The following is a 14,386-nucleotide window of genomic DNA, read 5'->3' as shown; positions in this document are numbered from 1 at the left end:
CGAGGAGGCGGCAGAGGAGGAAGCACAGGAGCGCGTTCGTACCTTCCTTCGTCCATTTGACCTCAGCGAAGCGCCGCTGCTGCGGACGACAGTGGTGCGTATGGGCGAAGCGAGTCATTTGCTATTGTTCGACATGCATCATATTATTTCCGACGGCACGTCGATGAGTATATTTGTCCAGGAGTTTACGAAGCTGTACGGAGGAGAAGAACTGGAGCCGCTGCGTTTGCAGTATAAAGATTATGCGGTTTGGCAGCAAAGCTACCGGGAAAGCGCGTCTTATCGGGAGATGGAGCGCTACTGGCTGAAGCAGTTCGCCGGGGAGCTGCCGGTGCTGAGCCTGCCGCTTGATTATCCGCTTCCGGCGGTGCGCAGCTTCGAGGGAGCGTACGTAGAATTCGAGCTGGACAGCGAGCTGTCAGCAGCGCTGCGGGAGCTAGCCCGGGCGAATGGGGCGACGGTGTATATGGTGCTGATGGCGGCGTACAGCGCGTTGCTGGCTCGGTTAAGCGGTCAGGAGGAACTGATCGTGGGCACGCCGATCGCGGGACGTTCGCATGCTGACTTGCAGGGCATGCTGGGGATGTTCGTGAACACGCTGGCGCTGCGACTGAACCCGTCGGGTGAAAAACCGTTCTCCGCCTACTTGCAGGAAGTGAAGCAGACGGCGCTAAGCGCCTTCGAACACGGGGACTATCCGTTCGAGGAGCTGGTGGAGCAGGTGGTCAGGCAGCGGGATTTGAGCCGGAATCCGCTTTTTGATGCGATGCTGGTGTTGCAAAACACGGAGCAATCGGAGCTGGAGCTGGCGGATCTGCAATGTACGCCGTACCCATTAGAAAGCGGAGCGGCGAAATTCGATTTGACGCTGTCGGTAAGTGAAGAGGAGCAGGGCATGCGTTGCACGATGGAATACGCGGTGAAGCTGTTTGAGCAGGGCACGATAGAGCGCTGGGTGGGTCATTTTACAGAGCTGCTGCGTCAAGTGACCCGCGATTCGCAAACAACGCTGGGAAGCATGGACTTGCTGACGGCAGGTCAGCGGGAGCAGTTGCTGGTGCATTTTAACGATACAGGAGCAGAAGCGTTGCTTGAGCAGCCATCGACGCTGCATGCGCTGTTTGAGGAGCAAGCGGCGAAGACGCCGGAACGTGTCGCCGTCGTTTGCGGGGATGAGGCCTTGACCTACCAAGAGCTGAACGAACGGGCAAATCGAATTGCCAGAATGTTACAGGGCTACGGTGCAGGACCAGAACGTATTGTTGCGGTTCATTGCAGGCGTTCCGTAGAGATGGCCGTCGCCTTGCTCGGGGTGCTTAAGGCAGGCTCAGTTTATCTGCCACTTTCTTTGGAAGATCCTGTGGAACGTAAGCAGTTCCTCCTGAAGAACAGCGGTGCATTGCTATTGCTGTCTGATTCTGTGCAGGAAGCGTCGTGCCCCGTATTGCTATTGGATGATGCCCGCATCGATGCCGAGATGTCTGGAAATCTCTTAAACACTGCAAAGCCCGAAAATTTAGCGTATGTCATTTATACATCCGGCACAACAGGCCAACCTAAAGGTGTTATGGTGGAACATCGCAGCATCGTTCATACGCTTCAATGGAAAGCTGCAACCTACCATTTTGATCAGGGTAAAGTACTTCATGCAAGTCCGTATGTGTTTGATGCTTTCATCTCGCACTTCTTCGCACCTCTTATAACAGGAGCAACCGTCGTATTGATTCGAGATGAAGAACTGAACGATCCGGGAGCCATTGCGAAGGCGCTAGTGGAGCACTCGATTACGCACGCTCAATTTACGACAGGGATGTTTGCAGTTCTGCTGGATATGTTGAAGCCAGCCGAACTAGCAACTGTGCGCAGTGTGGTGATTGGTGGTGAGAAGCTCAGCGGGGCGCTCATTGGAAAAATACTGAATTATCCCCAAATTGAGTTTGTTAGCGAGTACGGACCGACGGAAAACAGCGTTGTAACAACCGCTTTGCCTATCACTGGTGTCTGGCAGGAACATGGAATTGGCAAAGCGATTGGCAGAACGAAGGTTTATGTACTCGCAGCGGACGGGCAAATCCAGCCGATTGGCGTGCCAGGTGAACTGTGCATAAGCGGAGTCGGTCTAGCCCGAGGATATTGGGATAGAGCGGATCTGACTTTGGAAAAATTTGTGTCGAACCCGTTTGAGCCAGGGGAGCGAATGTACCGTACGGGGGACTTGGTTCGCTGGCAGGCGGATGGTTCCTTGGCGTATGTGGGACGTAGGGATGAACAGGTGAAAATTCGCGGTTACCGCATCGAACTCAGCGAGATTGAGGCGGTGCTGCTGCGGGGGACAGGGGTTCGCGAGGTCATCGTGCAGGCGCTGCCGGATGCGGGTGGCAGCCTTCAGCTGTGCGCCTACGTCGTAGGCAGCGAGCTGGAGATCCCGGGGCTGCGCAGCTTGCTGTCGGCTTCCTTGCCCGCCTATATGGTGCCGGCTTCCTTCGTGCAGATGGAGAGCCTGCCGCTCACGGCCAACGGCAAAGTGGACCGTCAGGCGCTGCCGATGCCAGAGGCTCAGGCCTCGCACCTTCCGTATGCTTCGCCTCGCACGGCGATGGAGCACGCGCTGGTGACGGTGTGGCAGCAAGTGCTCGGCGTGCCCGAGGTGAGCATCCATGACCATTTCTTTGATCTGGGCGGCGACTCGATCAAAGCGATTCAAGTCGCTTCCCGGCTGCTGCAAGCCGGGTACAAGATGGAAATGAAGATGTTATTCCGCTATCCGGTGGTGGCGCAGCTAAGCACCCATCTGACGGCGGTTACCCGCACGGCGGAACAAGGAGAGGTACACGGAGCGGTGCCGCTGACGCCCATTCAGCGCTGGCTGGTGGAACGTGATTCCGTCGACCTGCACCATTTCAACCAGGCGGTCATGCTGTATCGGGAAGAGCGGTTTGACCGCGTGGCGCTGAGCGTGGCGATGCAGCAGCTTGCGACCCATCATGACGCGCTGCGGATGACGCTGACGCAGGCCGAGGACGGCAGCTATGTCGCTTGGAACCGGAAGGTGGGAGACGGTGAGCTTTACAGGTTGGACGTTTTCGATTTCCGGGGTGAGCCCGGATGGAGCGAAAAGGTCGAAGCCGCTGCTGCGGAGCTGCAAGGCAGCATTTCGCTAGCGAGCGGCCCGCTCATGCGGCTGGGCTTGTTCCAATGCGGCGATGGGGATCATTTGCTCCTCGTCATTCATCACTGGGTCGTGGACGGGGTATCTTGGCGAATTCTGTTTGAAGATTTTTCCACTGCTTACGAGCAAGCGGTACAAGGGGAAGACATCCGGCTGCCGCAGAAAACGGACGCATTCCAGACGTGGGCGCAGCAATGGAGCGCTTATGCAGGAAGTCCGGCGATGGAGGCGCAGCGTGCGTACTGGAAACGGCTCGTAGAGCTGGCGGTTCCGCCGCTGCCTAAGGATTACGACTCAGGAGCTTCAGAAGCCACCACGCTAGCAGCTAGCCAAACGCTGGCTGTGGAGTGGTCGCAAATCCAGACGCAGCAACTGTTGAAAGAAGCGCACCGCGCCTACGGAACGGAGATTAATGACTTGCTGCTGACCGCGCTGGCGCTGGCGGTTCAGGCGTGGAGCGGTATGGCGCGTGTGGGAATCATGCTGGAAGGACATGGCAGGGAAACGATCCTCCCGGATGTGGATGTCAGCCGGACGGTCGGCTGGTTCACGAGCGCGTACCCGGTGGTGCTGGAGATGAAGCCAGAGATGAGCTTGTCGCAGCAGATCAAGCGAGTGAAGGAAACGCTGCGAGCGATCCCGGACAAAGGGGTCGGCTACGGGCTCCTGCGTTATGTGTCCGAACAGGTGGAAGGAGAGGACTGGTCGTGTGACCCTGACATTTCCTTCAATTACTTGGGCCAGTTTGATCAGGATTTGGAGCGCAGTACGCTTCAGCTGTCCCCGCTGTCCTCGGGAGAGGCGATCAGTAGTAGAAGACAACGAGCTGCGGTGCTGGAATGCAACGGGATGATCGCGGGGGGAACGCTGCGCCTGACCATGAGCTACAGCGCGGCGCAGTACCGTCCAGCGACGATGGAGCAGTTCGTAGAGCGGTTGAAGCAGAGCTTGGAGGCGGTGATTGCGCATTGTGTGGCTCAGGAGCGGACGGAACTGACGCCAAGCGATGTGGGGCTGCCGGACATGACGCAGGAAGAGCTGGATGCGTTGGTGCAGCGAAGCGCAGTCATCGGGGAGCTGGAGGAGGTGTACGCGCTGACGCCGATGCAGCAGGGCATGTTGTTCCACAGCCGTCTAGAGCCGCAAGCGGGAGCTTATGTGAACCAGATGCAGCTGACGCTGCAAGGGGAGTTGGATGTGGCAGCGTTTGAACGAAGCTGGCAAACGATCGTTCAGCGACATGCGGTGCTGCGGACGAGCATCGACAGCGGGTGGAGAAAAGAGCCGCTGCAAGTCGTGTACCGCGACCGGCCGCTTCAGCTTGCGTATGCCGATCTGTCGCTGAAACCCGCCACGGAGCAGGAAGCTGGCGTGGCGCAGTGGCGGACGGCGGACCGGCGGCAGGGCTTTGATGTGGAAGCGGAGAGCCTGATGCGGGTGGCGTTGTTCCGCACAGGAAAGCATACGCACGAGCTGGTTTGGAGCTTCCATCATATTGTGATGGACGGCTGGTGCCTGCCGCTGGTGATGGAGGAAGTGCTGCGCACCTACAGCGCCTACAGTATGTCGGGTAGCGAAGAGGCGGAGCAGGAGCAGCCAAAAGGGCAGGCGTACAGCGACTATATCCGCTGGCTGTCGAAACAGGACGAGACGTCGGCGCGGCGCTACTGGAAGGAACAACTGGCGGGCTGCGAAGCACAGGCGGTGTTCCCGAAACGCCAGCGTCAGACGTCAGGCTATGAAGCGAGGCGTGTGAGCGGAGTCGTGCCACGGGAGCAAAGCGAGCGAATCGCGGCGGCGGCCAAAGCACATGGCGTAACGATGAACACACTGCTGCAAACGGCATGGGGATTGTTGCTGCACCGCTACAGCGGCAGCCGGGATGTGGTGTTTGGCGGGGTGGTATCGGGTCGACCTGCCGACCTTCCGGGCGTGGAAAGCATGATCGGACTGTTCATCAATACGCTGCCCGTCCGGGTCGCGTGCGAGGGTCAGGATACGGCTGCTGATGTGCTGCGGCGGATGCAGGCGGACGCACTGGCTGCGCAAGCCTATGGCTACTATCCGCTGCATGAGATCCAGGCGCATGGCACCGGAACGAGAGAGCTGTTTGACCATATTCTAGTGTTCGAGAATTATCCGATGCCGACGAGCTCGGAAGCCTCTTTGGATGCGAGCGGACTGGTGATTACTGGCGTGCAGGCGGACGAACAAACGAATTATGACCTGAATGTGATGATTCAGCCAGGAGAAGAGCTAGTCGTACATTTCGACTATAACGGACAGGTGTACGAACAAGGGGCTATGGAGCGGGTGCAAGGTCACTGGCTGCAACTGGTGGAACAGATCGTGAGCCAGCCGAACGTGCCGGTCACGCAGTTGGAGCTGCTGACGGCAGGTCAGCGGGAGCAACTGCTGGTGCACTTTAACGCTACGGAGATGGAGCTTCCTGAGAACGCGACGGTGCATGGGCTATTCGAGCAGCAGGCTGCGCGAACGCCGGGTCATCCGGCGCTGGTGAGTGGACTGGCCGTGTGGACATACGGCGAGCTGGACGGACAAGCCAACCGCATAGCGGGCTGGCTGCGCGCGCAGGGCGTGAGGAGTGAAGACCGCGTCGGTGTGCTGCTGTCCCGTACGCCTTGGCTGATCGCGGGTCTGCTGGGGATTATGAAAGCTGGTGCGGCCTATGTGCCACTGGATCCGGCGCTGCCAGCCGGACGCATCGAAGGGATGGTTCGAGATGCTGGAATCGGCATTCTCTTAAGTGAAGAAGCCCAACGAGAAACGGTGGCGGGCTGGCTAGAAACCCCGCTGCGTCAGGTGCTGTGTCTGGAGGAGCAGGGCTCTGACGGACAGGCCTCAGATAGACAGCAGGAGGAGCAAGCTTCGCAGGTGAGGTTCGCCTCTGTGGAGGAACTGAAAGCTTATTCCACGGCATCAACAGAGGTGGAGACCCGCGCTGAAGGCAGCGCGTATGTCATCTACACCTCGGGGACGACCGGCACGCCGAAAGGCGTGGTGGTGGAGCATCGAAACGTGGTCAACTTTATGACGGGGATGGTAGAAGCCCTGCCCTTTGGACCATCTGCAACCATGCTCAGTGTGACGACGGTGTCCTTCGACATCTTCGTGACGGAGAGCTGGGTACCGCTGAGCTGCGGCATGCAGGTGCTGCTGGCGAGCGAAGCGGAGCAGCAGGACCCCGCGCAGCTGGCTGCGCTGCTCACGAAGCATCCGGCCCAGATGATGCAGACGACGCCTTCCCGTCTGGTGATGCTGCTGGAGGATGCGCGCAGTGCAGCTGCGCTGCGTCCGATGCAGGCGCTTCTAATTGGCGGGGAGCCCTTCCCTGCCACGCTGGAAAGCCAATTGCGCAGTCAAACGGAGGCGGAGCTGTACAATATGTACGGCCCGACGGAAACGACGGTCTGGTCGACGTTTGAACACCTGAGAGAAGTGGGCGAAGGCGGAAAAATGAGCATCGGCCGTCCGCTGGGCAATACGCAGGTGTATGTGCTGAACGAGGCGCTGCAGGTGCAGCCGATCGGAGCAGTGGGAGAACTGTGCATCGGAGGAGCGGGCGTAGCCCGAGGCTACTGGGCCCGCGAGGAACTGACGAAGGAGCGGTTTGTCGGGCATCCGTTTGCCCCAGGTGAGCGGATGTACCGAACCGGTGATTTAGCCAGGTGGCTGCCGGATGGTCGATTGGAGCATATGGGCCGGATGGACCATCAGGTGAAGATACGGGGTTACCGGATCGAGCTGGGTGAGGTGGAAGCGCATCTGCTGCAAATCGAAGGGGTAAAAGAAGCGGTGGTGACGGTGATCGCTGGAGAAAGGGAGACGGACGCAGCGGAGTTATGCGCGTATGTGACGGGCAGCAACGAGCTGGGAACGAAGGAGATGCGAAGCAAGCTGGCAGAGGGACTTCCCTCGTATATGCTCCCAACGCACATCATATCCCTGCCCGAGATGCCGCTAACACCTAACGGGAAGCTGGATCGCAAGGCGCTACCGAAGCCGGAAGTCGGGGGGCAGAGCGAAGCGGCGTATGTCGCGCCACGGACACCAGTCGAAGCGGAAGTTGCGCGGCTGTGGGAGGAAGTGCTGGGGCTTGAGCGCGTCGGCATTCGCGACAACTTCTTTGCGCTTGGCGGCCATTCGCTCCGGGCGATGACGCTGGTATCGCGTATGCATCAGGCATTGGAGACGGAGGTGCCGTTACGAGAGGTGTTTCTCTATCCGACCGTTGAAGAGCTGGCAGCGGTGATTAGCGTACGGGAACAGAAGGCATATGCGGCCATTCCACGAGTGGAAGCCAGAGACTACTATCCGCTGTCCTCGGCGCAAAAACGGATGTACCTTTTACAGCAGCTAGAAGAAGCGGGGAAAAGCTACAATATGCCGGGGATGCTGCTGCTGGAAGGCGAGCTAAACCGAGCACGTTTTGAAGCAGCGTTCGGGCTCCTGATTGCCCGTCACGAAACGCTGCGAACCGAATTTGAGCTGGTGCAGGGCGAACCGATGCAGCGGGTAAAGGAAGCGGTTGACTTTGAGGTTGCCTATGTAGAGGCAAGCAAGGAGGAGGTCGAAGCCCGTGTGCGCGATTTCGTGCAGCCGTTTGACCTCAGCGAGGCGCCGCTGCTGCGGGTCGAATTAATCGAATGGGCGGAAGAGCGCTATGTGCTGCTGCTAGATATGCATCACATCATTTCCGATGGTGCGTCGATGGATATTTTGGTGGAGGAATTCGCCCGTTTATATCGGGAGGAGAAGCTGCCTGAGCTGCGGATTCAGTACAAGGATTATGCAGTTTGGCAGCAGTCTGAGGCCAATAAAGAACAAATGAAGGAGCATGAAGCTTACTGGCTGAAAGCCTTGGCTGGAGAATTGCCCGTGCTGGAGCTACCGACGGACGCCGCACGTCCTGCGGTGAGACAGTCCGATGGAGCCGTGTTTGACTTTGAGCTCGATTCGCATCAGAGGGATGCGGTACATGAGCTTGCTGCTCAGCATGGATCGACCTTGTATATGGTGCTGCTCGCGGCGTATACGATTTTGCTGCATAAATACTCCGGGCAAGAAGACATTATCGTCGGTACGCCTGTTGCGGGCAGAACGCATAGCGACTTGCAAGAGCAGATTGGTATGTTCGTTGGCACGTTGGCCATCCGTAGCTATCCAGCGGGTGAGAAGGCGTTATCGGCCTACTTAAATGAGGTCAAGGAAACGATGCTTAACGCCTATGAGCACCAGCAATATCCGTTTGAAGAACTGCTTGAGAATGTGCAAGTTAATCGTGATTTAAGCCGTAATGCAGTGTTTGACACGATGTTTGTCCTGCAAAATACGGAAAGCAGGCAGTTTGAACTGGATGGGCTCCAAATGAAGCCGTATGCCAGCGCACAAAGGACAGCGAAATTTGACTTGACCTTGCAGGCAGTAGAGGGTGAGGATGGGGTCGCTTTCAGCTTGGAGTACGCAACTTCATTGTATAAGCCGGAAACTATACAGCGGATTGCGGGGCACTTTGTCCGGTTGATTGATGAGATGATCGCCCGCCCTCAGGCAAGCCTTGCGATGCTGCAAATGGTGACGGATGAGGAACGAACGCGGCTGATAGAGGTGTTCAATGATACAAAGGCAGCGTATCCGCGAGAGCTGGCCATTCATCAGCTGTTTGAGGACCAAGCGGAACGAAGGCCGAATGCAACAGCCATTTTATTTGGAGATTCGCAATGGTCTTACGGCGAGCTAAACGATAAGGCCAATCGGTTGGCACGGACGCTGCAGAAGGCGGGACTTGAAGCGGAACAACTGGTAGCCATTGTGGCAGAGCGTTCTTTTGAGATGATTGTCGGCATATTGGCAATTCTTAAAGCTGGAGGGGCCTACGTGCCGATTGATCCGGAGTATCCGGAGGAGCGCATTCGCTACATGATGCAGGTTGCAAATGTGCGAACCGTATTGATCCAGAGCCATTTACAAAGACCTGTGTATACTGATGCGATGGTTGTGCTGCTTGATGCTGAGCAGGCTTATGACAAGGATGGTTCAAATCTGGCATCGGCCACAGAATCAACTCAGATGGCGTACGTCAACTATACTTCCGGCTCGACAGGGACTCCAAAAGGAGTGTGCGTCACGCATCGCGGGGTTGTTCGACTTGTGACACATGCGAGTTATGTGGATATTTGCGAAAATGACGTTTTCTTGCAGGGATCAACTATTTCATTCGATGCCGCGACGTTTGAGATTTGGGGCAGCTTGCTGAATGGAGCGGTATTGGCGCTTCTACCTCCTGTCACTTTGTCGCTTGAAGATTGGACGCAAGCGATCCGCAAGCATCAGGTTACGATTGCCTGGTTCACGTCAGGATGGTTCACGGTTATGGTAGAACACAAGCTTGAAGGATTGGCAGGAATCAGACAATTGCTCGTCGGAGGCGATGTGGTATCCAGAGCGCATGTGAAGAAAGCAATGGAACGTTTTCCGCACTTGCGTTTGATTAATGGGTACGGTCCGACGGAAAACACGACATTTACAAGTTGCCATACAATCCGTTTGGAAGATATGGATCGTGCCTTGATTCCAATTGGCCGTCCTATCGGAAATACGCAAGTATATGTGCTCGATCCATTAGGCATGCTGCTGCCGCTGGGCGCAATTGGAGAGTTGTATGCGGCTGGAGACGGTGTGGCACGCGGTTATTTGAATCAACCGGAATTGACGGCGGAAAGATTTGTTGATAATCCTTTTGTACCAGGGCAAAAAATGTATCGGACTGGTGATCTTGCACGTTGGTTGCCAGACGGTACGCTCGAATACGTAGGGCGTATGGACAGTCAGGTGAAAATTCGCGGGTACCGGATCGAGCTTGGGGAGATAGAAGCACAGCTTGGCCGAATGGCTTCGGTGCGCGAAGCTGTTGTGGTCGCAAAGGCCGATAGCAGCGCAGTACAGCAGCTTTGTGCGTATGTTGTAGCCAATCGGGAGCTGGCTGCTGGAGAACTAAGAAGGCACTTAGCCGATCAATTGCCGGGGTACATGATTCCAACGTACTTTGTGCAACTCGAACGCATGCCGCTGACGCCAAACGGCAAAATCGACCGCAAGGCGCTGCCAGCGCCAGAAGGAATCATTTCTGCTGCGGTCGAATATGCAGCGCCGCGCACGCACATCGAAGCGCATCTTGCCCGTATTTGGCAAGATGTTCTCGGTCTTGAACGGGTAGGTGTGCACGACAACTTCTTTGAGATTGGCGGTCACTCATTGCGGGCAACGGCAATGGTGAGCCGTCTGCATAAAGAAATGCAAATTAACGTGCCGCTGAGACATATTTTCAGGTTCCCGACCATCGAGCTGCTTGCTCAAGCAATTGCAGACATGGAACAGCAGACGTTCCAGACTATCCAACCGATCGAAGAAAAAGAGTATTATGCCGTCTCCTCAGCTCAGAAGAGGCTGTATATATTGCATCAGCTTGAAGGGACGGGGCTGAGCTACAATTTGCCGAGAGCCATGCTGCTGGAAGGAACGCTGGACCGAAAGCTGTTCGAGGCCGCACTGCACAAGCTAATTGCAAGGCACGAGACGCTGCGAACGAGCTTCCATATGGAGGAAGGTGAATCGGTGCAGCGCGTGCACAATGAAGTGCGCTTTGCTGTGGAATATATCCAGGCAAGTGAAGAGGAAACAGCAGAAGTCATGCGGCGATTCGTTCGCACCTTTGATCTGGAGCAGCCGCCGCTCTTGCGCGCCGGACTCATCGAGCTTGCATCTGATCGCCATCTGTTCGTACTCGATATGCACCATATTATCTCCGATGGTATTTCGATGGGCATTTTGGTAGAAGAGTTTGCACGCATGTATGCCGGGGAAGAACTGCCCCCATTACGCAATCAATATAAGGACTATGCGGCATGGGAGCAGTCTCAGGAGCAGAAGAAGCGTCAGCTTCAGGAGGAAGGGTACTGGCTGGATGTGTTTAGCGGGGATATACCGGTTCTGGAAATGCCAACGGATTATGTGCGGCCTGCGGTGCAGAGCTTCCAGGGTGAAGAGTTGTCATTTATGCTTGGCGCTGAGCAGAGTGAAAGTTTGCGGCGCATAGCGGCCGAAAGCGGATCTACGCTGTATATGATATTGCTGGCGATATACAAAACCTTACTGCATAAATATTCGGGGCAGGAAGATATTGTAGTCGGTACGCCAATTGCGGGCAGAACACATGGCGACTTCCAATCGCTGGTGGGCATGTTTGTAGGCACATTGGCGATCCGCAGCTATCCGGCGCGCGAGAAAACATTTATATCGTACCTGGAAGAAATCAAGGAAGCGATGCTAGGCGCTTACGAGCATCAAGGCTACCCATTTGAGGAACTGGTGGAGAAGGTGCAGGTCAGCAGGGATATGAGCCGCAACCCGATTTTTGATACGATGTTTGTTTTGCAAAATATGGAACAAAGAGATTTGCAAATGCAGGGCTTGCAGATTCAGCCATATGCAAATGAACAAACTGCGGCGAAGTTTGATTTAACCTTCCAGTTAGAGGAAATGGAAAATGGTATCTCGTGCAGCATCGAATATGCTTCTGGTTTATTCATGCGAGAGACGGTGCTCCGGATGGCGAAGCAATTCGAGAAGCTAGTTGAATCTGTTACGGCTAATCCGTATGCAAGGCTAGCGTCGTTAGAGATCCTAACAGCGGAGGAGCACACACAGCTTGCAGCATTCAATGCGACAGCATCGGAATACCCAAGCGAAAAAACGGTCTACCATTTGTTTGAGCAGCAGGCGGAAAAAACACCAGAAGCGGTAGCCGTCGTTCATGATGAAGAGCAAGTGACGTATGGCGAGCTAAACGCCCGTTCCAATCGCTTGGCAAGGACGCTGCGAGCATCCGGCGTGCGACCGGATCATTTGATTGGCATACTGGCTGATCGATCCGTCGAAATGATTATAGGCATACTGGCCGTGCTAAAAGCTGGTGGGGCTTACGTGCCAATAGATCCGGAGTATCCTGAAGAGCGCATCCGTTACATGCTGGAGGACGCTGGCTCGGAGGTGCTGCTAGTGCAGCAGCATTTGCTGAATCGCGTACATTTTGAAGGAAAGCTTATCAATCTGAATGATCCGGAGGTCTTTAGCGAAGAAGAGTCGAATATAGAGCCGATATCTGGCGCGCACGATCTTGCTTATGTGATCTATACGTCGGGAACGACGGGAAATCCGAAGGGCGCCATGATTACCCACCAAGGCCTGACGAATTACTTGTGGTGGGCACAAGAGGTATATGTCGCTGGGGAAAAGCTTGATTTTCCGCTGTACTCATCCATTTCCTTCGACCTGACGGTAACATCCATATTCACACCGCTACTTACTGGCAATCTTATTCGCATCTACAGTGGAGAAGACAAAGCGCTAATAATCGAGCGGATCGTAACAGATAACCAAGTTAACATTATCAAGCTGACACCGGCCCATTTAAGTATAATCAAAGAAATAAATATAAGGGCCGGCTCAAACATCCGTAAGCTAATTGTCGGAGGTGACAATCTTGGCGCGGATATAGCGAGAAGCATCCATGACAAGTTTGGCGGAAATATCACGATATTCAATGAATATGGACCAACAGAAACCGTTGTCGGCTGCATGATTTATCGTTACGATCCGAAAACGGATACGAGCGGTTCCGTTCCCATTGGGGTACCGGCTGCGAATGTCAGCATTTATTTGCTTGATGCTGAGCGTAAGCAAGTGCCGATTGGAGTACCGGGAGAAATATACATCGTTGGAGATGGAGTCGCGCGAGGGTACTTCCGTCGTCCTGACTTGACCGCAGCAAAGTTCGTTGACCATCCATTCGTTCCTGGGAAGCGGATGTACCGTACAGGGGACTTGGCCAAAATGCTGTCAAACGGAAACTTGGAATATTTAGGCCGCGCAGATGACCAAGTAAAAATACGCGGCTTCCGTATTGAGCTCGGCGAAGTAGAGGCGCAACTTATGAAAGTAGAGGCGGTGAAGGAAGCCGCGGCCATCGCTCGCGAAAACGACGCGAAAGAGAAGCAGCTATATGCCTATTACGTAGCGGATAGCGAGCTTACGGCCGGGGAATTGCGGAGAGCATTATTGCAGAGGCTCCCAGCCTATATGATTCCAAACCGCTTCGTGCAACTGGATAAATTGCCGCTTACAGCTAATGGAAAAGTCGATCGCAGACGTTTATCTCTTTTGCAGCAAAATGAGCCGCTTCAAGCCAATTACACTGCGCCAAGGAATCCGCTGGAACAAGCGCTTGCTGACATCTGGCAGGAGGTTCTGGGCATAGAACGGGTTGGCATTCACGATAATTTCTTCGATGCAGGCGGACATTCTTTGAAGCTGATTCATATGATCGGAGAAGCTCGCAGCAGGTTGGATGTGGAAATATCGTTTAGTACCGCCTTCACTTACCCGACGGTCATGGAGCTTGCCGAGCAGTTGGAAAGTCGAAACCACTTTGATGATTCTACAGAGCAGCAAGGTACAGGGGTATCTGTATGGAACAGCAGCAAAGGAAAAGGTTTAACTTTGCATTGCTTCCCGCCAATCGTAGGCTATGGGCAAGTATTCACGATGATGGCACAATCGTTGCAGGATACGGCAACTATATATGCCTATGATTTCATCGTTTGCGACGATACAACGGAATACTTTGCACAACAAGTTCAAAAATTGCAGCCTCAGGGTCCCATTTATTTGCTGGGCTACTCTGCTGGAGGCAACCTTGCATTTGAAGTAGCCAAGCGACTGGAGGAACAGGGTCGTAAAGTAGCGGATATCCTTATGTTTGACGCCTATCCGAGAGAAGCATCTTCATCTAATATGCAGCAAGAAGCGTATCTTGAGACGCTAAAAGAAGAGATTTCGATGTTCATTCGCCATGTTCCCGGGGAGACGGCAGAAAAAGTTAAACAAAACATCCTAGCTTACACAGCATGGATTGATGGGATGCAAACAAATGGAGAAGTTCAGGCTGAAATTCATCTAATCCAATCAGCAGATCCCATAGGAGAAGAGGAATGGAGAAGGAAATCCTGGAGCGCTTTAACAACGGGGCAACTGCACATTTATTTAGGAAATGGCAAACATGAGCAGATGCTAGAAAGAGATTATGCTTCAACCAACGCCTTACTTATAAAAACGATACTTGAAAATTTCACTGTTTAA

The 14,386-nt window shown here is 54.8% G+C and carries 1 protein-coding gene (running past one end of the window); it reads left to right on the top strand.

Annotation, left to right across the window (positions count from 1 at the left end):
- On the top strand, positions 1-14,386 hold the 3' end of the coding sequence (locus tag AC50YG_RS05150) for a non-ribosomal peptide synthase/polyketide synthase (protein ID WP_494825154.1). Its footprint begins 26,975 nt before the window's first position; 14,386 of the gene's 41,361 nt are visible here — the last part of the coding sequence; the start codon falls outside the window, past its left edge; the stop codon is at positions 14,384-14,386.

Source organism: Paenibacillus sp. J31R34, assembly GCF_059383715.1.
This window is presented reverse-complemented; position numbering and strand designations above follow the sequence as displayed.